This window comes from Sinomonas flava (assembly GCF_039531875.1).
Lineage (GTDB): Bacteria > Actinomycetota > Actinomycetes > Actinomycetales > Micrococcaceae > Sinomonas > Sinomonas flava.
In genome coordinates this window covers 156,214-176,636 of sequence record NZ_BAAAQW010000006.1, presented here as the reverse complement: position 1 = coordinate 176,636, position 20,423 = coordinate 156,214, and the positions used below count along the sequence as shown (strand labels likewise).

Sequence of the window (20,423 nt, the reverse complement as noted above, 5' to 3'; positions counted from 1 at the left end):
CCCTGCCATCCTAGGTCCGGCCGCGCGCCCGGCGGGCCGGCCGCTCAGGCGGGCTGCGCCGCGGCCTCGGTGAAGCGGTGGGCGCCGAGGCCGCCGTCCACCCGGACGTCGCTGCCGTTGACCCAGCGGGCGCCGTCGGAGGCGAGGAAGACGACGACGTCGGCCACCGCCTCGGGCGTGGCGGCGCCGCCGGTGAGGCTGATGGCGCCCTCGACCTTGTCCGTGCCGTGGTCGCGCTTGAAGTCGTCCAGGATCGGGGTGCTGACCGGGCCGGGGCTCACGGAGTTCACGCGGACGCGCCCGAGGGAGGCCGCCGCCTGCGCCTGGGCGAGGACCCGCACGCACTCCTTCGAGAAGCGGTAGGAGTTGCCGGTGACCTCGGCGTCGTCCTCGACAGAGGCGAGGGCCTCGGCGTCATCCGCGTGGGAGAGGAATGCGCGGAGCTGCGGGACGCGGGCGGCCCAGCCGTCCGCGACGTTCGAGGCGAGGTGCACCACGGCCCCACCCTCTGCGATGGAGGGCAGCAGGGCATCGGTGAGGGCGCGCAGGCCGAGCACGTTCACGCCGAGCACGGTCCGCCACGGCGCGGTACCGGGCACGCCGGCGATGTTGGCGAGGTGATCGATCCTCGGGGCCAGGGCGCGGACCTCCTCCGCCGCGGCGGCGGCTCCCGCCGAGCTCGAGAGGTCTGCGCGCACGAAGTCGCGGGCGCCGTCGGGAACGTTGCGGTCCACCCCGATCACCCGCGCCCCAAGACGGGCGAAGGCTGCTGCGGTCGCGGCCCCGATGCCCGAGGCGGCTCCGGTGACGACGACGGTGCGGCCGGCGAGGTTCGGTTCCATGGGTCCTCCTGCTGAAGAGTGGCTGATGTCTCTCCCACCACTGTTGGCTCCCGCGATGTGACCGGCAACGCGCTCTTTCCACTGGATGGAGAGCCCGCATTGTCCGGCCCCGCGTGCCGGGCCACGCTGGGAACCAGATCCGAGACCCGGCGCCCCGCGCCCGGCCCGCCGAAAGGGACATCGCATGACAACGACGTACGAGGTGTTCGACCCCGCCACCCTGGAGCCGGTCGGCACCGCCCCCCTGCACGCCGAGGCGGACGTCGACCGCGCCGTCGGGCGGGCAGTCGCCGCCGGCCCGCGTTGGGCCGCCGACCGCGACGCCCGCCGCGCCGCCCTGCGCGGCGCCGCCGCGGCCCTGCGGGCGAAGGCGCCCGGGATCGGCCGCACCCTCTCCCTCGAGCAGGGCAAGGTGCTGCGCGAGGCAGTCGGCGAGGTCCTCGTCGCCGCGGACGTGTTCGACTACTACGCGGCCCTGGACTGGGACGAGCAGGAGGCCCTGCCCGAGCGCGGCGGCCGGCGGCTCACCGTCCAGCGGCGGCCGGTCGGCGTCGTCGCCGCAATCACCCCGTGGAACTTCCCGATCTCCCTCCTGAGCGTCAAGCTCGCCCCCGCGCTCGCGGCTGGCTGCACCGTGATCGCCAAGCCGTCGCCCACCACGCCGCTCTCCACCATCGCGCTCGTGGACGCCGTCGCGGAGTTCGTCCCGGACGGCGTGGTCCAGTGGCTCACCGGCCGGCGCGCCGTGAACCGCGCGCTCAGCGAGCACCCCCGGGTCCGGAAGATCTCCTTCACCGGTTCCACCGAGGTGGGTGCCGCGATCGCGGCCCAGGCCGCCCCGACGGTCAAGCGCGTCACGCTCGAGCTCGGCGGCAATGACCCCGCCATCGTCCTGCCCGACGCCGACGCGGCGTTCACCGCGGCGGGGATCGTCGGCTCGGCGTTCCGCAACGCCGGGCAGGTCTGCATGGCGGTCAAGCGCGTGTTCGTGCCCGCCGAGCGGGAGGCCGAGTTCGTGGAGGCGATCGCCGCGGAGGCCGCCAAGCTCGTCCTCGGCCACGGCGTCGCGGAGGGCACCACCATGGGCCCGATGCACAGCCGCTCCCAGCTCGAGCTCGTCCAGGGCCTGGTGCGGAACGCGCTCGACGGCGGCGCGAAGCTCGCCTCGGGCGGCGGCCGGGGGACCTCCCTGCCGGGGTACTTCCTCGAGCCGACCGTCGTCGCCGGAGCAGCGTTCGACACCCCCCTGGTCGCCGCCGAGCAGTTCGGAGCAGCCCTGCCCGTGGTCGCCTACACGGACCTCGACCGGCTCCTCGAGGGCCTCAACGGCCAGGAGTTCGGCCTCGGCGCCTCCCTGTGGACGCCGGACCTGGACCGCGCCGACGAGCTGGCGGGCGGGATCGAGGCAGGCACGGTCTGGGTCAACCAGCACACGCAGGTGGAGCTGGACGCCCCGTTCGGGGGCTGGAAGGCCTCCGGCGTGGGACGCGAGCGCGGCCCGTTCGGGCTCGAGCCCTACCTCGAGCTGCGCACCGTCAACGCCCGCAGCCACACCGCCCCGAGCCCAACCCCCGCGGCTCCTGCCGCTGTCACGGCTCGCTGATTCGGAGGACCCGCATGCACCCCGCGAACAGCCCGGCACCCGCCGGCCTCGACGTCATCACCCTGGGCACCGCGGCAGGGCCCGCGATCCGCAGCGGTGCGCCCGGCATCGCGACCGCGATCGTGGTCGACGGCGCCCACTACCTCGTCGACTTCGGCCTCGGCTGCACCCGCCAGGCCAACGCCGCCGGCCTCCGCGGCCAGGACCTTCGGGCCGCCTTCATCACCCACCTCCACTCGGACCATGTGGGCGAACTGCCCGCGTACCTGCTGTGGAACTGGGGCAGGCCGGTGGACGGCTTCACCAGGGACGTCCCGGTCTACGGCCCCGGGCCGCAGACGAGCGAGATGGTCTCCCACCTCCTCGCGGCGTTCGACTATGACATCGCCATCCGCATTGTCGACGAGGGGCGCCCCGACCTGCGGCGCATCGTGCGCCCGGTGGACATCGAGCTCCCCGCGGACGCCGCGGGGGGTGGCCCTGGCTTCACCCCGGCCATGCGGCCGTTCGAGGTGTACACGGACGAGAACGTGACGGTCACGGCCATCCTCGTCGAGCATCCGCCGGTGTTCCCGGCCTTCGCGTTCCGCTTCGACACCCGCTACGGCTCGGTCGTCATCTCGGGGGACACCACCGAGTGCGGGAACGTCGCGACCCTCGCCGCCGGCGCGGACCTGCTCATCCACGAGGCGGTCAACCTCGCCTACTTCGCGGCCCGGGACTTCTCGCCTGAGTTCCTCAACCACCAGCAGATCTCCCACACCACCCCCGCCGGGGTCGGGCGCGTGGCCCGAGCGGCCGGCGTCGGGCACGTGGTCCTGTCCCATCTGGCGGGCGTGGCCACCGACGAGGAGTGGGCGGCCGGCGTGGCCGAGGAGTTCTCCGGGCCGATCACCGTGGCCCAGCCGGGCCAGCGCTTCGTCCCAGGGCGCATCCCGGCCCGGAGCTGACCGCGCCGCCGGGCACTCCGTGCGGCCGTGGCGCAGGTATCGTGAAGGGGGCGCTCGGCACCGTGCCGCGCGCCTCATCGGCGAGGTGGGCAGTGGCAGGTCATACGAAGGCCGCCGGGAAATCCGTGACGTCACGGGCGCTGAACGTGCTGGCGGCGTTCGACCAGGAGAACCCGGTCCTCGGGCTCTCCGAGATCGCCCGTCGTTCCGGCACGCCCGTGGCCACGTGCCACCGCCTGCTCGGCGAGCTCACGGAGTGGGGGGCCCTGGCCAAGACCACCGACGGCCGGTACCAGATCGGCTACCGGCTGTGGACGCTCGGCATGCTCGCCCCCGTCCAGAAGGGCCTGCGCGAGGTCGCGGCCCCGTACATGCATGACGTCCTCTTCGCGACCCGTCACGTAGTGAACCTGTTCGTCCTCGAAGACGCCCGCGCGCTGCTCCTGGAGCGCATCGCGGGCACCGCCGTCGGGCAGCCCGTGGCGCGCGTGGGGGAGCGGCTGCTCCTCCACACGAGCGCGGGCGGGAAGGTCCTGCTCGCCTATGCGCCGGTGTCCGTCCTCGAGCAGGCGTTCGCCGAGCTGAAGCAGGAGACGCGGCACAGCATCACCGACCCGTCCAAGCTCCAGCGCGAGATCGTGAAGATCCGCGAGCAGGGCTATGCCACCACCGTCGAGGAGCACGCCCTCGGAACGTCCGGCCTCGCCGTGCCCGTGTTCGGCGCCGGCGGACGCGTCATCGCTGCCCTCGGCGCCGTTGGCATCGGGGCCACGCCGCCGCCCGTGCAGCGCACGCTCCCGGCCCTCCAGGTGGCCGCGAAGGCGATCGGGAGGACGCTCGGCGCCACTGGCTAAGCGCCCAGCCGAGGGCCGGGGGGCGCGGGGAGAGCCATCTGGCCCCGCCTTTCCATCCAGCGGTAAAGACCGCGTGATCCGGACCACGCCGCGGACTTAAGGTCTCTGGAGAAGGCGCGGCAATGGAGGGAATCCTCCCACCCGCATCAGCGAAAGGACATCCCGATGACGGCACAGGCCGAGGCAGACATGGAGCACCTCCTGCCGGTCTCCGCGACGCTGGACGCGCTCGTCGCCGAGCGCCGCGAGGCAGCCGACGGCGTCGCCCACCTCACGCTCCGCCCCGCGGGCGGCGGCCTGTTCCCCGAGTGGGAGGCCGGAGCGCACATCGACCTGCACCTCCCCGGGCACACGCGCCAGTACTCGATCTGCTCCTCGCCGGCCAACCGCGCGAGCCTCGAGATCGCCGTCCTGCGCGAGCCCGAGTCCCGCGGCGGCTCGGCGTACGTCCACGAGGAGCTCACCCCGGGCACCCGGGTCGTCGTCGGAGGCCCCCGCAACAACTTCTCCCTGGCCCCCTCGCGCAAGTACCTCTTCATCGCCGGCGGGATCGGCATCACGCCGATGCTCGCGATGATCGAGGCGGCGGAGCAGGCGGGCAAGGAGTGGCGCCTCGCGTACGGCGGCCGCAGCCTCGCGACCATGGCCTTCGCGCAGGAGCTCCTGGAGGCCTACGGCCCCGAGCGCGTGCTGCTCTTCCCCTCGGAGGAGTCGGGCCGGCTGGACCTCGAGGCGCTCCTCGGCGTTCCGCGGGCGCTCACCCTCGTCTACGCGTGCGGCCCCCAGCGCCTCCTCGACGCCATCGAGGACTACTGCCTCGGCTGGCCCGCCGGCGCCCTGCACCTCGAACGCTTCGCCGCCGCCCCGGGCGCCAGCGGGTCCGCGGGCCCGTTCGAGGTCGAGCTGAGCCGGACCGGCCGCGTCGTCGAGGTCGCCGCGGACCGCACCGTCCTCGACGCCGTCGAGGAGGCCGGCATCCGCGTCCTCTCCTCATGCCGCCAGGGGGTCTGCGGCACGTGCGAGATCCCCGTCCTCGCCGGCGAGGTGGACCACCGCGACGCCATCCTCAGCCCCGAGGACCGGGCCCGCAGCGCCACGATGATGGTCTGCGTCTCCCGCGCCGCCTCCGGCTGCAGCCGCCTCACCCTCGACCTCTGAGACCTACGGAGAACACGATGTCGCTTCTGACCCACCGCGAGGCGCCGATCCTCGACGCGGACCCCTTCGCCCCCGAGAACCTCGTGGGCCGCTACGCCCTCCACGAGACCCTGCGCGAGGCCGGCCCCGTGGTCTACCTCGAGAAGTACGGCGTCTACGCCGTCACCCACTTCGACCCCGTCCGCGAGGTCCTCATGGACTTCGAGACCTACTGCTCCTCCGGCGGAGTCGGCCCGAAGGACATCCGCAAGCAGGCCGAGTGGCGCCCAGCCGGCATCCTCGAGTCGGACCCGCCCACCCACACCGCGATGCGGCGGGGCCTGTCGAAGGTCATCCACCCCGGCTCGGTCCGGGACCTCGCGGCCGGCTTCACCCCGCCCGCAGAGAGCCTCGCCGGCTCGCTCGTGGCCCGCGGCGCGTTCGACGCCGTGACGGACCTCGCGCAGGTCTACCCGCTGCGCGTCTTCCCCGACGCCGTCGGCATCCCCGACTCGGGACGGGAGAACCTCCTGCCCTACGGCAGCATGGCCTTCAACGCCTTCGGCCCGCGCAACGAGATCTACGAGCGCGCCTTCGTGGGGGCCGAGTCCGTGGCCGCCTGGGTCGAGTGGGCGTGCGCCCGCGGAAGCCTCATGCCCGGCGGGTTCGGGGAGAAGATCTGGGAGCAGGCCGACCTCGGCAACATCACCGACCAGGAGGCCTCGCTGCTCGTGCGGGCGCTGCTCTCCGCGGGCGTCGACACGACCGTGGCAGGCATCGGCAACACGCTCCTGTGCCTGGCCCGCGAGCCCGAGCAGTGGGCGCGGCTGCGACGCGAGCCGCACCTCGTGAAGTTCGCCGTCGACGAGGCACTGCGCCTCCAGTCACCGTTCCAGATGTTCCACCGCACCGCAACCGCGGACTCCGAGCTCGCCGGGGTGCACATCCCGGCCGACTCGAAGATCCTGCTCTTCCTCGGCGCCGCCAACCGCGACCCCCGGCGGTGGGGCGACACGGCGTCGGACTTCGACCTGGATCGCAACGCGACCGGGCACGTCGCCTTCGGCATGGGACTGCACCAGTGCATCGGCCAGCCCATCGCCCGCCTCGAGATCGAACTGGTCCTCAAGGCACTCGTGGCGCGGGCCGCCACCCTCGAGCTCGACGGCGACCCCGTCCAGGAGCTCCACAACACCCTCCACTTCTTCACCTCCATCCCCCTCAAGGTCTCCGCTGCCGCGTGAGCCGGTTCTACGAAGGAGTAGACCCATGACCCAGCTTGCTCCCCCCACGCCGCCACAGGCGCTCCCCGCCGTGTCGAAGGACCCGGCCGCCTGGTCCTACGAGAAGCGCCGCCGCTACGGCTGGCTTGTCACCGTCTCGCTGCTGTTCCTCATGATGCTCAGCTGGGCGGACAAGGCCGTCCTGGGCCTCGCGGCCGTGCCCATCATGAAGGACCTCCAGATCACCCCGGAGATGTTCGGCCTCGTCAGCAGCGCCATGTTCTTCACGTTCGGCGTGGCACAGCTGGTCGCCGCCCCGCTGGCGAACAAGGTCCAGAGCCGCTGGATCCTGCTGGTCATCTGCATCCTCTGGTCGGTGGCCCAGGCCCCGATCCTCGTCTTCTCCTCGCTGCCCGCCCTCTGGGTCAGCAGGCTCCTCCTCGGCGCCGGCGAGGGCCCGCTCGCACCGGTCATGATGCACGGCGTCTACAAGTGGTTCCCAGAGAAGAAGGGCGCCACCCCCGCCGCGCTGGCCTCCTCCGGCGTCACGCTCGGCATCGTGGCCTTCGCCCCCGTGCTCGCCTGGGTGATCGGCGCCTACGGCTGGCACGCCGCTTTCGCGCTGCTCGCCGTCGTGGGCCTCGCGTTCGCCGCCTACTGGCTCATCGTCGGCAAGGAGGGCCCGTACACGAGCCGCGCGGCCGAGCTGAAGCTCGACGGCGACCGGCCCGCACGCGCCGGCGCCGCCACGCCGTCGTCCGCCACCGCCGTGGTGGAGAACCGCGTGCCCTACCTGCGGACCATCCTGTCCCCGAGCTGGATCTTCGCGGTGCTGACCTCGTTCTTCGGCTACTGGACCTTCACCCTCGCGATGTCCTGGGGCCCGGCCTACTTCCAGACCGTCCTGGGGCTCACGGGGCAGCAGGCCGGCAGCCTCATCGCCCTCCCGGCCGCCTGGGGCGCCATCGCGACCGTGGGCCTGAGCGCCCTCACGCAGCGCCTCCACCTGCGCGGCGTCCCCACCCGCAAGTCGCGGGCCTGGGTCCTCGGCAGCGGCGCGGTCTTCGGGGGAGCGGCCCTCCTCGCCGCCTCCCTCGTGCCGGACCCGGTGGTCGCGGTCGCGCTCATGGTGTTCGGCTTCGGCACCGCGCCGGCGCTGTTCGCCCTCAGCTACCTCGTGGTCGCGGAGCTGACCTCGGTGGCCCAGCGCGGGGCGAACCTCTCCATCGCCAACGCCGTGTTCACCACCGGCGGCGTCTTCGCCCCCGCGGTCTCCGGCTTCCTCATCGGCGGCGCGGCGACGCAGGCCGCCGGGTACTCGGCCTCCTTCGCGCTCGCCGGCGGCCTCCTCCTGGCCTGCGGCGTGCTGTCCCTGGTCTTCATCAACCAGCAGCGCGACCGCCGCCGCCTCGGCCTCGACGCGGCGCCGGTGCCCGCCGCCTGATCCGATACCGGCAGGGGCCGCGCGACGACCGGTCGCGTGGCCCCTGCCCGTGCGTCCGCCGCCCTGCGTGAGCCAGCGCACTATAGTCGGACACCATGGAAGAGCGTGTGCTGGGACGGACTGGCCGGATCGTTTCGCCGATCGGCCTCGGAACGTGGCAGTTGGGGTCCGACTGGGGCGAGGTCGGCGCAGCCGACGCCGCCCAGGTGCTCGACGCGGCAGCCGAATCCGGCGTGAGGTTCTTCGACACGGCCGACGTCTACGGCGACGGCCGCAGCGAGCAGACCATCGGTGCCTGGCTCGCGGCACATCCCGACGCCGGCATCACGGTGGCGACCAAGATGGGCCGGCGCGTGCCCCAGGTTCCCGAGAACTACACCCTCGAGAACTTCCGCCGGTGGCTCGACCGTTCCCGCCGCAACCTCGGCCAGGACACCCTCGACCTGGTCCAGCTGCACTGCCCGCCCACCCCCGTCTACTCGGACGACCGGGTCTTCGACGCCCTCGACCAGCTCGTCGAGGAGGGCGTCATGCGCAGCTACGGCGTCAGCGTCGAGAGGACCGAGGAAGCCCTCGCCGCGATTGCCCGGCCCGGTGTCGCCACCGTGCAGATCATCTTCAACTCGTTCCGGCTCAAGCCCCAGGAGGAGGTCTTCCCAGCCGCCCAGGAGGCGGGCGTCGGGATCATCGTGCGGGTGCCGCTGGCCTCAGGCCTGCTCAGCGGGAAGTACAGCCGCAGCACCCGGTTCGACGAGCGCGACCACCGCAGCTACAACCGGGACGGCTCGGCCTTCGACGTGGGGGAGACGTTCTCCGGCGTTGACTTCGAGCAGGGCCTCGACGCCGTGGCCGAGTTCCAGAAGCTCGTCCCGGAGGGCCTGACGACCGCGCAGGCCGCCCTGGCATGGATCATCTCCCAGCCGGGGGTCACCACCGCGATCCCCGGGGCGAGGAACGCTGCCCAGGCGAGGGCTAACGCCGCGGCTGCCGACGCCGCAGGCCGTCTGGGCCCGGAGTTCGACGCCGGGGTGCGGCGGATCTACGACGCGTACTTCCGCGAGGCGGTCCACCCGCGCTGGTAGGACCAGGCATGCTCAGCCCTGGGCGCCGGGGCCCCGGATGATGCGGCGCTGGGTGGCGGCGGCGATGGCTGCCGTGCGGTTGTCCACCCCGAGTTTGCCGTAGATGTGCACGAGGTGGGTCTTGACGGTCGCCTCGGAGATGAAGACCCGCTTGGCGATGGCCCGGTTGGACAGGCCGGTGGCGAGCAGCTCGAGAAGCTGGATCTCCCGTGGGGTGAGCGACGGGACGGGATTGCTGATCCTGTCCATCAGCAGGGCCGCGACCCGCGGCGCCAGCGCCGTCTGGCCAGCGGCGGCAGCCAGCACGGCCTGGTGGATCTGCTCCGGAGGGGCGTCCTTGAGCATGTAGCCGCTTGCGCCTGCCTCCACTGCCGCCAGGATGTCGGCGTCGGTGTCATACGTGGTCAGGATCAGGACAGGTGGGGGGCCCTCCAGCTGCCTGATCCGCGAAGTGGCCGTGACGCCGTCCATTCCGGCCCCCATCTGCAGGTCCATGAGCACCACGTCGACCCTGTCCGCCAGAATCCTCAGCCGTTCCAGCTCTTTCAGTGCCGCGTCGCCGTCGGCCGCCTCCGCCGCGACGGAGATCCCCTCGAACGCCGTGAGCATCGCCCTCAGCCCGGCCCGGACCACCGGATGGTCATCGACGAGCACAACGCGGATCTCCTTCATCGTTCCGTCCTCCCGGCGACCTCTCGCAGGGGCAGGCGCACCGCGACCACCGTCCCCTCCCCGGGAACCGACTCCAGGTCGAGGGAACCGTCCAGCTCCTGCACCCGCTGCTGCAGCGACCGGATCCCATAGCCGGTCCCGTCAGTCCGCGCAGCGGTCTGCGCCGCCAGGGTGCCGGGGTCGAATCCGACGCCGTCATCGTAGATGTCCAAGGCGACGTCGCTGCCCAGGAAGGCGAGGGTCACGACGGCGTTGCTGGCGCCGGCGTGGTCCGCGACGTTTGCGAGGCTTGCTTCGGCCGCCCGGAGGAGTGTCACCCGATAGGGCTGGGGCAGCTCCGCTGGCTCCCCGTCGAGTTCGACCCTGCACCGCAGCCGCACGCCGCGGGCCGCGGCAGTGGTCTCGGTGCGCTCGCACAGCCGGCGCAGGCTCTCCAGAAGGGAAGCCCCCTGCAGCTGCGGGGAGGAGAGCCCTCGGACGAAGCTGCGGGCTTCCGAGAGGTTCTCCGACGCGGTCTGCTGCACGAGGGCGAGGCGCGCGGCGGCGGTGGCAGCGTCGCCGTCGGCGAGGGACTTCTCCGCCGCGCGGGCCATCAGGACGATGCTCGAGAGGCCTTGGGCGAGCGTGTCGTGGATTTCCCGGGCCAGCCGCTCGCGCTCGGCGAGGACCCCGGCGTCGTGCTGCGATGCGGCCAGCTCTGTGCGGGTCCTTCGCAGTTCATCGACTGCCCGGCGCTGGCGCTCCGCTTCCCGGTAGAGCGCCCGGTAGGCAAGCCCCGTCACGATGGAGAACCCAGCACCGAAGAGCGGGCCGATGACCATTGCCGGCTGGGGGGCGGGCAGCCCGCTGGAGGCCCACTGCGCGGCGACGACTGCTGCCGTCATCAGCGTGATGGTCAGCAGCGCCACCCGCCGCGGCAGAACGTGCAGGTGGAGGAAGAAGAGGGGGAACGCGAGCCAGGAGAACTCGGCGCTCGCGGACAGCAGGACGAGCCAGAGCGCGGTGACGATCCCCAGCCAGAGGACTCCGTAGCGACGAGGGTCCATGCCGGTTCCGGCCGCGGCGAAGCGCTTCTCCTGCAGCGTCCCGGTGAGGTAGACGCCGGCCAGGACACACGCGGTCGCGGTCCAGACGTAGCCCAGCACGCCGGCCTGCCCCGTGCTCAGCAGCCTCACGACCGCCACGCCGAGCAGGGCGGCGAAGCCGACGTGCAGCGTGACCCTCAGGACGCGCAGGATCACCACAGTCGGCGCCGTGCCGGGATCGCTGGGAAGGTCCCCGCCCGGGTCCCGAGGACGAGAGCTGTCCGGTGCGGGGGGTGGGTCTGCGGCAGGCACTGTACCAGCGTATGCGCGTCCGGATCAGGTGGGGTCAACCGAATGGTTGACCCGGATATCAGCCGTTCCTCCTGCGGGGTCAACCGCCTGCACGATGATGTGCGCCCCGGCCCGCGGGAGAGTGGATCCGAGAGCCTTTCGGCTGCCAGACACCCCACTGAAAGAAGACGGAACATGTTCCTAGCTGTCCGCGACATTCGTTATGCCAAGGGACGATTCGCCCTGATGGGCGGAGTCGTCGCCCTGATCACCCTGCTCCTCGTCATGCTCTCCGGGCTCACGGCCGGCCTGGGGAACCAGTCGACCTCAGCCATCGCCAGACTCGGCGCCGTCAGCCCCGCGGGGGTCCCGTCGATGGCCGTTGACACCATCGTCTTCGGAGCCCCGGGCACGAGCGAGCCCAAGGCCTCGTTCACGGAGAGCGAGATCAGCGCCGACCAGGTCGAGACCTGGAAGAACGCCCCGGGCGTGCAGGCCGCGGAGCCCCTCGGCATCAGTCAGAGCCGCCTCCAGGCCGTCATCGGGGGCAGCGGCGCCGGCACCGCCAACGTCGCCGTCTTCGGCGTCGCACCCGACGGGCGGCTCGCCCCGTCCGGCGTCGGCGCTGACGCGGTCGTCATAGGCAGGACCGTCGCCACCGCCCTGTCCCTGGGAGCCGGCGACACGGCCAGGGTCGGCAGCATCGACCTGACCGTCAGCGCCGTCGTCGACGACCAGTGGTACTCCCACACCAGCGTCGTCTGGACCGCCCTGCCGACCTGGTCCAGGCTCGCCCACGTCAGCAGTCCTGGACAGCTCGCCACCGTGGCCGCGGTCACCTACCAGAACGGTGCCGCCGTTGACGAAGCCGCCGCCAACACCGCCGCGCACACAGTCAGCGCCTCCCGCACGGGTTCCTTCCAGGCGCTGGGCTCCTACAAGAGCGAGAACGGCTCCCTGACCCTGATGCAGGGCTTCCTTTACGGCATCTCTGCGCTGGTCATCGTGGCCTTCCTGACAGTCTGGACTGTCCAGCGCACCCGTGACATCGCGGTGCTCAAGGCGATGGGGGCCTCCGCAGGCTACCTCCTCCGCGACGCCCTCGCCCAAGCAGCCATCGTCCTGCTCGCCGGGGCCGGACTCGGGGGCGTGGTCGGTGTCCTCGGCGGCCTGGTGGCAGCGACAGCCGCACCCTTCCTCATCACCCCGGCCACGACACTGCTGCCCGTCGTCGGGATCGTCGCCCTCGGCCTGGCCGGGGCGGCCCTGGCCGTCCGCCAAGTCACCAAGGTCGACGCCCTCGTCGCGCTCGGCGGCAACTGATCCACGCCGCAGCCCGGCCCTGAACCTCAAGGAAGCATCATCATGTCCTCCACTCCCGCTCCCCTGGCCCTCGTCAACGTCACCCTCGAGTACCCGGACGGCGACGGAACCGTCAGAGCCCTCGACGCCGTCGATCTCAGCGTCCATGGCGGCCAGATGGTCTCCCTCGTGGGCCCGTCAGGTTCCGGCAAGTCCAGCCTGCTCGCCGTCGCAGCCACCCTCATCCGCCCCACCCACGGCCTGGTGCTCATCGACGGCACCGATGCGACAGGCCTCGGGGACAAGGACCTCGCGGTGCTCCGCCGCGAGAAGGTCGGCCTCATCTTCCAGCAGCCGAACCTGCTCGCGTCGCTGTCCGCGGCAGAACAGCTCGTCATCGGCGACCATCTGCGCGGGCGTCCCGCCAAGGCCGCGCGCGCGAAGGCCGCAGAGATGCTCGACGTCGTCGGGCTCGCCCCGAGCGCTGACAAGCGCCCGCACCAGCTCTCCGGCGGCCAACGCCAGCGGGTCAACATCGCCCGGGCGCTCATGGGCGAACCCAAAGTCCTGCTCGTGGACGAGCCCACCGCGGCTCTTGACCACGAACGCAGCGAGTCCATCGTCCGGCTCCTGCGGCGCATCACCGACGAGTTCAGGGTCGCCACCGTCATGGTCACGCACGACACCGAATTCGTTCCGCTGACGGACTCGGTCGCGACCATGCGCGACGGCAGGCTCGCCGCCCCCGTCCCCGCCGCGGGGACGGGGGACTTCCCCTCGCTCAGTGCCCCTTGAACGCCTCCTGCAGCCACCAGGCGCCGCCGTCGGAGGCGACCTTCGCGTCGAGCACGAGCGGCCGGTCCGGGACCCCATTCGGGCCGGAGGCCAGCCAGCGCCCCACGGCGTCGAGATCGTCCAGCGTCCGGACCGTCGCGGCCTCGCACCCGATCCCTCGGGCGATGGACGCGATGTCCGTCTCCGGGAACGTCACCGTGGAGAGGTCCACGCCGGGATCGTCGACACCGAAGTGGTGCACCTCCGCCCCGTAAGCCGCGTCGTTGTACACGAGGCACACGAGCGGCAGCCTCAGCCGCACCGCGGTCTCGAGCTCGGACAGGCCCATGAGGAATCCGCCGTCGCCCGAGCCGAGCACCGGAAGGCGCCCCGGCTGGGCGAGTGCGGCGCCGATCGCCGTCGCGAGTCCCAGCCCGATCGACTGGAAAGCCTGCGTGAAGCAGAACCCGAACTCGTCGGGGACGTCGAGGTACTGGCTCGGGTAGCCCATGAAGTTCCCCGAGTCGACGGCGACGATCCGCTCCGCGGGCAGGAGCGCGTCGAGGCGGCGGGTGAGCTCGCGCGGGTCGATCCGCTCCAGCCCGTCCGCGCCGGGCCCCGAGAGGTCCTCCGTCTCCACGTCCTGCCACCGGGAACCGGCCGCGATGCGCTCGCGCACCTCCTCGGTGCGGTACGCCGTCCGCGGCGCGGCGCCGGCGAGCGCCTCGAGCACGGCGGCCGCGGTGGCCCCGGAGTCCCCGACGACCGCGAGCGTCACGGGGCGGTGCGCGCCCAGCGCCGCGTGGTCCAGGTCCACCTGCACGACGGCGGTGTCCGCACCGATGAGGTTCCCGTGTCGCATCGTCCACATGTTCAGCGCGCACCCGAACGCGACGATCAGGTCCGCGCCCGCGATGAGCTCCGCCGTCGTGGGTGAGGAGAAGCCGCCCGAGATGCCGAGGCTGAACGGCTCCCCGGCAAAGAGGCCCTTCGCGACCGCGGAGGTCGCCACGAGGGCCCCCGAGTGCTCGGCCAGCGCCAGGATCTCCTTGCGGGCCCCGCGGCCCCCGCGCCCGGCGACGAACACCGGCCGCTCGGCCGTCGCAAGCAGCTCGGCGAAGGTGCGCACCGAGTCCTCGGCAGGGCGCACCGGCGCCGGGGGTGCGACCCGCAGCGGCGAGGCGCCGGACGACGGCGCGTGGCCGGCGTCGTGCGCGGTGCTGTGCAGTTCCTGCACCTGCACGTCGAGCGGCAGGTTCAGCACGACCGTGCGCCGGCCCTCGAGTGCGGTCCGGAAGGCTCGCACGGTGTCCGCGACGGCAGACGCGGCGGAGTGGACGCGCTCGGGCACCGCGCCGACCGACCGGGCGAGCGCGGCCTGGTCCATCGCGAAGTTCGAGTGCACGGCAGCGCCTGCCGTCTCCGCGGCGAGGACGATGAGCGGGGTGCGGGACTTGGCGGCCTCGCCGATGCCGGTGGTCGCGTTCGTCAGCCCGCAGCCCTGGTGGACCGAGACGAGGCCGACCTTGCCGGACATGCGGGCGTAGGCGTCGGCCATGGTCGCGGCCCCGCCCTCGTGCCGGGCGGCGGTGAACGGGACGCCGCTCGCGACGAGCGCGTTCGTGACCGCGAAGTTCCCCGAGCCGACCACTCCGAAGCAGTGCCCCGCCCCGAGCTCGGCAAGCGTGCGTGCAACGACCTCGGCGACTGTCTCGGCGCCCACCCCCGCGGATGCGCCGCTCACGCTGCGCCCTCCTGCACGAACGCGAGGACGCGGGCCGGAGAGCCGGTCCCGCCCACGATCGGCAGGGGCGCGACGACGACGAGCGCGCCGGTGGTCGGCAGTTCGCCCAGGTTCTGCAGCGACGTGATGCCGTACTTGTCGTGCCCGAGGAGGAAGTGGTGCATCGGGAACGGCGGCTCCATCCCCCCGGCCGACCCGGCGTCGATCCCCACGGTCTCCACGCCCACACCCGAGAGGGGCGTCGACTCAGCGAGCCACTGCGCGCACCGCGCGGTGAAGCCGGGGGAGTGCGGTCCGTTCTCGTCCGCGTTGAGGAAGCGCTCCCGGTCCTGCGCGTACGCCTCCCAGCCGGTGCGTACCAGGAGCCACGCGTTCTCGGGCAGCGGCCCATACTCGTCCTGCCAGGCCTCGATGTGCTCGATGTCCACGAGGAAGTCGGGGTCCTCGGCCACCTGCGCGGCCACGTCCAGGACGCAGGCCGGCCCGACCAGGCGGCCGGGCTCGATCGAGGCGACATCCTTGCCGTCCCTGCCAGTGGCCCAGTGGACGGGTGCGTCGAGGTGGGTGCCGATGTGCTCGCCGGTGGAGATGTTGTGGTGCTTCCAGAACGGGCCCGGCTCGTTGTACGCCGAGACCTCCTCGAGGCTGAAGTCCACGAGGTTCGCGAACGGCTCGGGGAGCCGCAGCGTCGGCGTCTGGGGGGAGAGCCGGTTCGTGAGGTCGACGACGCGCGTGGTGCCGGCGGCGAGGGACTCGATGAGGGTGGGCAGGGGCATGGGGACTCCTTCGTCCGGGCGCACACCAGTGGCGCATAACCTGATTCCGTGACCTCCGTCACGAAAGGTCCATAGTCCGCTACGGTACATCGCGTTCCGAGGGCTGCCTAGAGTCTTCCAGAATCCGGGTTCCCCGCGCGGCGGCGCCGCGGGAATCGGACAGGAGACCGCAGTCAGCGGATAGCCGCGGCGGCCGGCGGACCGGGAGCATCGATGCCATCCCCGAAACCCCTTCCCCGGGGCCGACCCCTGGAGGTCACCATCGAAACAGCACTCACCCCGCCGGTCGTGGCGCAGGCGCTGCGTCAGGCCATGCGCCACTGGACCACGGGCGTCACCATCGTCACCGCCCGCCCCGAGGGGCATGCTCCCATCGGCCTGGTCTGCAACAGCTTCACCTCCGTCTCGCTCGACCCGCCGCTCGTCTCGTGGTGCGTGGACCGCGCCTCGACGAGCTTCGGCGCGTGGATGTGCGCGGACTCGTTCTCGGTGCACATCCTCGCCGAGGAGGACGCCGCTCTCGTCCCCCGCTTCGCCACCCGCGGCGCGGACAAGTTCGCCGGCCTGGCCCCGGACCTCACCCACCTCGGCACCCCGGCGCTCGACGCCGGCGTCGCCCGCCTCGACTGCCGCGTCTGGAAGACGTACGACGGCGGCGACCACGCCATCGTCGTCGGCCGCGTCGAGCGCATCGAGGAGCGCGACGGCGCCCGCCCGCTCGATCTCCGGGCGCTCCGGGGAGTGTGAGCACCCACCCGGCCCAACCCGCTTCCCACCACACAACCCACCGAACGAAGGAGTTCACCATGACGCGCAGCATCCTCGACGGCCGCGGATTCAAGCTCGGCCTCTTCTCCCCCAACTGCTCGGGCGGTCTCGCCGTGACGAAGATCGATGAGCGCTGGAGCGCGAGCTGGGAGGACAACCTCCGCCTCGCGAAGATCGCGGACGCGGCCGGCATCGACTTCCTCCTGCCGATCGCCCGCTGGATCGGCTACAAGGGCGAGACCAACTTCCACGGACACGTCCTCGACCCGATCGTGTGGGCCGCGGGCATCCTCGCCTCCACCGAGCGGATCAACGTGTTCTCCACGATCCACACGGCCTTCAACCACCCTCTCGCGGTCGCCAAGGCCATCGCGACCCTCGACCAGATCGGCGGCGGCGGCCGCGCCGGCCTCAACATCGTCGCCGGGTGGAACCAGCCCGAGTACGAGACCATGGGCGTGGACATGCCCCAGGCACACGACGACCGCTACGCGTTCGCGCAGGAGTGGTGGGACGTGATCCGCGACGCCTGGTCGCGCAGCGACATCTTCGACCATGCGGGCACGTACTTCAATTTGGCCCACATCGAGTCCGAGCCCAAGCCGCGCGGCGGCCGCGTGCCCGTGCTCAATGCGGGCTCGTCGCGCCAGGGCCGCGAGTTCGCCGCCCGGAACTCCGACTTCGTCTTCACGATCATTCCCGACACCGAGACGGGGGCCGGCATCGCCGCCGGCCTCAAGGAGCAGGCGCGCGCCGAGCACGGCCGGGATGTGGGCGTCCTGACGCTCGGGCACGCCGTCTGCCGCCCGACGCGTGCCGAGGCCGAAGAGTACGTGCGCTACTACGCCGAGGAGAACGCCGACTGGGGCGCCGTGGACTACCTCATGGGGCTCCAGGGGCTGCACGCGCAGTCCTTCACTCCCGAGATGCTGGCCACGATGCGCAGCCGCTTCGCCTCCGGCCACGGCTCGCTGCCGATGTTCGGCACGCCCGACGACGTCGCTGACGCCATCGAACGCGTGCACCTCGCCGGCTTCGACGGGATGACGCTAGCCTTCGTGGACTACGCGGGCGAGCTGCCCTACTTCGCCCAGGAGGTCCTGCCGCGGCTCGAGGCGAAGGGCGTGCGCCTGCCCGACGCCTCTCTCGCGGCCGCCCGCTGACCCCGGCGTCACGGACCGCGCCCGTTCCGTGACGCCCGTCACGTCCCGGTATCATGGGGTGACTGGTCATCCCCGAGGAGGCAATGTGGCCGCAGTGAGCCTGCCGTCCGATCCGCTCCCCGGCACCAGGGGGATCCTCGGCGGCAGGCCGCTCGTGCGCAGCAGCTCGCCGACGGTGATCCGCGAGGCCGTCGACGGTCTGACCCGGGAGCATCACGTCCTCCGTCTGCGCGGGCGGCGGGAGCTTGCGGGCGCGGTCGACGGGCTCGCCCTCGGTCCGCTGGGCATCGTCCATGTCGCCTACGGCGCGCCCGTGCTCGTGGACAGCCCGCCGTCGGGGCGGCAGGTCGTCGTCGTGCTTCCCCTGGGCCCGATGGAGGTCGAGTCGAACGGCCACCGCTGGGTGGCCCGGGAGCCGTTCGCACTCAGCTCGTGCCACAGCACCGCCATGTCACCGGACCTCGAGCGGGGTGCCCTCGTGGGCTCCGTGCCGGCCGACGCCGTGGAGGCGCACCTCGAGTCGCTTCTCGCGCGCCCGCTCGGCGCGCCGCTCGAGCTCTCCTCCGAGAGGCCGCTGCGGCTGGCCTCCCCCACGCTGGTCCAGTCGGCGTGGTTCGAGGCCTGCCGCGTCCTCGGGGCAACGGCCGAGCCCGACGACGTGACGCAGCGCGCGCTCCTGTCCTCCCTCATGTCCACCATGGCGATGGGACTCGCGCCGCACCTCGGGCCCACCGTGGCCAGCCCGCACGCGGTGGGGATGGCAGACCCTGGTCCCCGCTACGTGCGCGAGGCCCAGCGCGTGATGGAGGCCCATCTGGGGGAGGACCTGCGGGTCGAGGACCTCGCCGCGGCGGTCAGGATCAGTCCGCGCCAGCTGCATGCCGCGTTCGCCGAGCACGTCGGCATGCCGCCCGCGCAGTACCTGCGCCGGCTCAGGCTCGAGCGGGCCAGGTCCCTGCTCCTGGACGCCGCAGCGGGCGGGCGGACTGTCGCCTCCGTGGCCGCCCGCGTCGGCTTCAGCCACCTCGGCCGGTTCGCGGCCTACTACACCGAGCGGTTCGGTGAGCCGCCGTCGGCTACGCTGCGGAGGACCGGTCCTTCAGGCAGCTGATTATCGTTCTTCCTTGACGGTCGTCATGCGTGCGTCTTATGGTCGTTCGGTGACGCACGTCACAACCGCGCAACTCAACGAGGAGTCCGCCCATGGCCGCTGCGCCGTCGTCCACCGTCACCGGAAGCCGGGCCGGAGCCTGGCCGGTGCCGAAGAGCACCACCTCGAAAGTCCTCTTCTGCTGCTGGCTGGCCATCCTCGCCGAAGGCTACGACGTCGGCGTCCTCGGCGCCGTCCTGCCGGCTCTGGCCGACTACAGGCCGTGGAACCTGAGCCCGCTGGCCCTAGGCGGCCTCGGCTCGTACGCCCTCGTGGGCATGCTGATCGGCGCGATGTTCATCGGCACCCTCTCGGACCTGTTCGGGCGCCGCCGGATGCTCGCGGTCTCCATGCTCATCTTCACCACGACCCAGCTCGGCGCAGCCTTCGCTCCGACGCCCGAGCTGTTCGGCCTGTTCCGCCTGCTGGGCGGCCTCGGCATGGGCGGCATCATCCCGGTCGCCGCGGCCCTCACCATCGAGTACTCGGCGCCCACCAAGCGCTCCTACAACTACGGGCTCATGTACTCGGGCTACTCGCTCGGCATCGTGGTCTCGGCGCTCTGCGCGCTCGCGTTCCTGCCCACGCTCGGCTGGCGGTGGGTGATCGGACTCGGGGCCGCACCGCTGGTGATCCTGCCGCTCATCCTCGCCTTCGTTCCCGAATCGCTCGAGTTCCTCATGGCCAAGGGCCGCCGCGACCGCGCCGAGACGCTCGCCCGGAAGCTCGGCATCTCCCCGTTCGTCGCCGAGGACTGGACGCCTCGGGCCGATCCGGGCAAGGAGGCCGGCGCCTCGTGGAAGAGCGTCCTGGGCACGATGTTCTCCCGCCGCTACGGCGTGGCGACCGTCTGCTTCTGGATCTCGCTCTTCTGCGGCCTCCTCCTCGTCTACGGCCTCAACACGTGGCTCCCGGCCATCATGAAGAAGGCCGGCTACGACCTCGGCTCGTCGCTGACGTTCCTGCTCGTCTTCTCGCTCGCCTCGGCGATCGGCGGCGTCCTCATCGGCGGGGTCGCGGACAAGTACGGCAAGAAGCTCATCCTGGTGGTCTTCTACGCCCTCGGCTCGGCGGGCATCCTGGCGCTCATGTTCCCGGGCAGCCAGTTCGTGAACTACGTGTTCGTCGCGGTGGCCGGCGTCGGGTCGATCTCGACCTCGCTCGTCCTGACCGGGTGGGTCGCCGACTACTACCCCGCGCACGCCCGCGGGACCGCCACCGGATGGGCGCTCTCCTTCGCCCGCATCGGGGCCATCGCGGGCCCGATGATCGGCGGTGTCATCGCCGCCGTCCAGCTTCCGTTCCAGTGGAACTTCGTCATCTTCGCCGGGATCGGCCTCGTCGCTGCCGCCGCCGTGGCGTTCATTCCGAAGAAGCCGTAGGCGGCACGCCCTCTGGTCTCACCGCATCCCATTCGGCATATTGAGTCGTGCAGGCTGAACTCGGATGAGAGGGGCAGACCATGGGCACGAATCCCGACGAGCGCGAGCCGATCCCGGAGGAGCCGAGGGGCGAGAGCATCCCCGACAGCGACGAAGGGGTGGGCCTGGGCGCCGGCGAGGAGGCCACGACCTTCGAGCCGGAGGAGGACCCGGAGGCCACCACCGGCGACGAGTAGCTCCC

The 20,423-nt window shown here is 72.1% G+C and carries 19 protein-coding genes; 14 read left to right on the top strand and 5 right to left on the bottom strand.

From position 1 onward, the window contains the following. Positions 1–44 precede the first annotated feature (44 nt). A complete protein-coding gene (locus ABD298_RS12115; RefSeq protein ID WP_344299965.1) occupies positions 45–842 on the bottom strand; it encodes a coniferyl-alcohol dehydrogenase in 798 nt (265 codons plus the stop codon). A gap of 184 nt (positions 843–1,026) precedes the next feature. On the opposite strand from ABD298_RS12115, the gene ABD298_RS12110 reads away from it, so the two are divergent. From ABD298_RS12110 to ABD298_RS12080, 7 genes are all read left to right on the top strand, one after another. After that, positions 1,027–2,445, top strand: coding sequence for an aldehyde dehydrogenase family protein (locus tag ABD298_RS12110; protein WP_344299964.1), 1,419 nt, complete (start codon positions 1,027–1,029; stop codon positions 2,443–2,445). Positions 2,446–2,459: 14 nt separating this feature from the next. Then, the gene (locus ABD298_RS12105) at positions 2,460–3,395 is read left to right on the top strand and encodes an MBL fold metallo-hydrolase (RefSeq protein WP_344299963.1); all 936 of its coding nucleotides are present in this window, start codon (positions 2,460–2,462) and stop codon (positions 3,393–3,395) included. Positions 3,396–3,487: 92 nt separating this feature from the next. Beyond that, complete coding sequence (locus ABD298_RS12100) at positions 3,488–4,249, top strand: IclR family transcriptional regulator (protein WP_344299962.1); 762 nt, start codon at positions 3,488–3,490, stop codon at positions 4,247–4,249. A gap of 165 nt (positions 4,250–4,414) precedes the next feature. Then, positions 4,415–5,407 (top strand): PDR/VanB family oxidoreductase, encoded by a 993-nt coding sequence (locus ABD298_RS12095; RefSeq protein WP_344299961.1) that lies wholly within the window; start codon positions 4,415–4,417, stop codon positions 5,405–5,407. A gap of 17 nt (positions 5,408–5,424) precedes the next feature. Then, positions 5,425–6,630, top strand: a complete 1,206-nt coding sequence (locus ABD298_RS12090) for a cytochrome P450 (protein ID WP_344299960.1) — start codon at positions 5,425–5,427, stop codon at positions 6,628–6,630. 25 nt (positions 6,631–6,655) lie between these two features. Then, entirely contained in the window at positions 6,656–8,053 is a 1,398-nt protein-coding gene (locus tag ABD298_RS12085) for an MFS transporter (RefSeq protein WP_344299959.1), read from the top strand. Positions 8,054–8,148: 95 nt separating this feature from the next. Next, a complete protein-coding gene (locus tag ABD298_RS12080; protein ID WP_344299958.1) occupies positions 8,149–9,135 on the top strand; it encodes an aldo/keto reductase in 987 nt (328 codons plus the stop codon). A 12-nt stretch (positions 9,136–9,147) separates the two neighbouring features. Here ABD298_RS12080 and ABD298_RS12075 read toward each other — a convergent pair whose 3' ends face one another. Then, positions 9,148–9,807 carry a response regulator transcription factor gene (locus ABD298_RS12075; RefSeq protein WP_344299957.1) on the bottom strand — a complete coding sequence of 220 codons (660 nt, stop codon included), beginning with the start codon at positions 9,805–9,807 and terminating at the stop codon, positions 9,148–9,150. Then, positions 9,804–11,051 carry a sensor histidine kinase gene (locus ABD298_RS12070; protein WP_344299956.1) on the bottom strand — a complete coding sequence of 416 codons (1,248 nt, stop codon included), beginning with the start codon at positions 11,049–11,051 and terminating at the stop codon, positions 9,804–9,806. The genes ABD298_RS12075 and ABD298_RS12070 overlap by 4 nt, the downstream gene beginning before the upstream one ends. A gap of 267 nt (positions 11,052–11,318) precedes the next feature. Between ABD298_RS12070 and ABD298_RS12065 the strand changes: the two genes are divergently transcribed. Together ABD298_RS12065 and ABD298_RS12060 are read left to right on the top strand one after the other, a co-directional pair. Next, positions 11,319–12,446, top strand: a complete 1,128-nt coding sequence (locus ABD298_RS12065) for an ABC transporter permease (protein WP_344299954.1) — start codon at positions 11,319–11,321, stop codon at positions 12,444–12,446. Between the two features lie 42 nt (positions 12,447–12,488). Beyond that, positions 12,489–13,220 carry an ABC transporter ATP-binding protein gene (locus tag ABD298_RS12060; protein ID WP_344299953.1) on the top strand — a complete coding sequence of 244 codons (732 nt, stop codon included), beginning with the start codon at positions 12,489–12,491 and terminating at the stop codon, positions 13,218–13,220. On the opposite strand, the gene ABD298_RS12055 is transcribed toward ABD298_RS12060, so the two are convergent. Continuing rightward, positions 13,207–14,943, bottom strand: coding sequence for a thiamine pyrophosphate-binding protein (locus tag ABD298_RS12055; protein ID WP_344299952.1), 1,737 nt, complete (start codon positions 14,941–14,943; stop codon positions 13,207–13,209). The genes ABD298_RS12060 and ABD298_RS12055 overlap by 14 nt on opposite strands. Beyond that, entirely contained in the window at positions 14,940–15,719 is a 780-nt protein-coding gene (locus ABD298_RS12050) for a cyclase family protein (protein ID WP_344299951.1), read from the bottom strand. Before ABD298_RS12050 ends, ABD298_RS12055 begins: the two co-directional genes overlap by 4 nt. Before the next feature lie 213 nt (positions 15,720–15,932). Between ABD298_RS12050 and ABD298_RS12045 the strand changes: the two genes are divergently transcribed. The 5 genes from ABD298_RS12045 (at position 15,933) to ABD298_RS12025 (ending at position 20,418) form a co-directional block, all read left to right on the top strand. Beyond that, entirely contained in the window at positions 15,933–16,466 is a 534-nt protein-coding gene (locus ABD298_RS12045; protein ID WP_344299950.1) for a flavin reductase family protein, read from the top strand. A gap of 59 nt (positions 16,467–16,525) precedes the next feature. After that, on the top strand, positions 16,526–17,650 hold the full coding sequence (locus tag ABD298_RS12040; protein ID WP_344299949.1) for an LLM class flavin-dependent oxidoreductase: 1,125 nt from the start codon (positions 16,526–16,528) through the stop codon (positions 17,648–17,650). A gap of 85 nt (positions 17,651–17,735) precedes the next feature. After that, a complete protein-coding gene (locus tag ABD298_RS12035) occupies positions 17,736–18,761 on the top strand; it encodes an AraC family transcriptional regulator (RefSeq protein WP_344299948.1) in 1,026 nt (341 codons plus the stop codon). A 92-nt stretch (positions 18,762–18,853) separates the two neighbouring features. Next, the gene (locus tag ABD298_RS12030) at positions 18,854–20,182 is read left to right on the top strand and encodes an MFS transporter (RefSeq protein WP_344299947.1); all 1,329 of its coding nucleotides are present in this window, start codon (positions 18,854–18,856) and stop codon (positions 20,180–20,182) included. A gap of 80 nt (positions 20,183–20,262) precedes the next feature. Further along, positions 20,263–20,418, top strand: coding sequence for a hypothetical protein (locus tag ABD298_RS12025; RefSeq protein ID WP_344299946.1), 156 nt, complete (start codon positions 20,263–20,265; stop codon positions 20,416–20,418). Positions 20,419–20,423: the final 5 nt, after the last annotated feature.

Bases quoted from the DNA above. Each gene is read 5' to 3' on its own strand.
- ABD298_RS12050 (WP_344299951.1), bottom strand. From the start codon at position 15,719: ATGCCCCTGCCCACCCTCATCGAGTCCCTCGCCGCCGGCACCACGCGC.
- ABD298_RS12110 (WP_344299964.1), top strand. From the start codon at position 1,027: ATGACAACGACGTACGAGGTGTTCGACCCCGCCACCCTGGAGCCGGTC.
- ABD298_RS12085 (WP_344299959.1), top strand. From the start codon at position 6,656: ATGACCCAGCTTGCTCCCCCCACGCCGCCACAGGCGCTCCCCGCCGTG.
- ABD298_RS12060 (WP_344299953.1), top strand. From the start codon at position 12,489: ATGTCCTCCACTCCCGCTCCCCTGGCCCTCGTCAACGTCACCCTCGAG.
- ABD298_RS12080 (WP_344299958.1), top strand. From the start codon at position 8,149: ATGGAAGAGCGTGTGCTGGGACGGACTGGCCGGATCGTTTCGCCGATC.
- ABD298_RS12025 (WP_344299946.1), top strand. From the start codon at position 20,263: ATGGGCACGAATCCCGACGAGCGCGAGCCGATCCCGGAGGAGCCGAGG.
- ABD298_RS12065 (WP_344299954.1), top strand. From the start codon at position 11,319: ATGTTCCTAGCTGTCCGCGACATTCGTTATGCCAAGGGACGATTCGCC.
- ABD298_RS12045 (WP_344299950.1), top strand. From the start codon at position 15,933: ATGCCATCCCCGAAACCCCTTCCCCGGGGCCGACCCCTGGAGGTCACC.
- ABD298_RS12090 (WP_344299960.1), top strand. From the start codon at position 5,425: ATGTCGCTTCTGACCCACCGCGAGGCGCCGATCCTCGACGCGGACCCC.
- ABD298_RS12095 (WP_344299961.1), top strand. From the start codon at position 4,415: ATGACGGCACAGGCCGAGGCAGACATGGAGCACCTCCTGCCGGTCTCC.
- ABD298_RS12115 (WP_344299965.1), bottom strand. From the start codon at position 842: ATGGAACCGAACCTCGCCGGCCGCACCGTCGTCGTCACCGGAGCCGCC.
- ABD298_RS12040 (WP_344299949.1), top strand. From the start codon at position 16,526: ATGACGCGCAGCATCCTCGACGGCCGCGGATTCAAGCTCGGCCTCTTC.
- ABD298_RS12075 (WP_344299957.1), bottom strand. From the start codon at position 9,807: ATGAAGGAGATCCGCGTTGTGCTCGTCGATGACCATCCGGTGGTCCGG.
- ABD298_RS12105 (WP_344299963.1), top strand. From the start codon at position 2,460: ATGCACCCCGCGAACAGCCCGGCACCCGCCGGCCTCGACGTCATCACC.
- ABD298_RS12030 (WP_344299947.1), top strand. From the start codon at position 18,854: ATGGCCGCTGCGCCGTCGTCCACCGTCACCGGAAGCCGGGCCGGAGCC.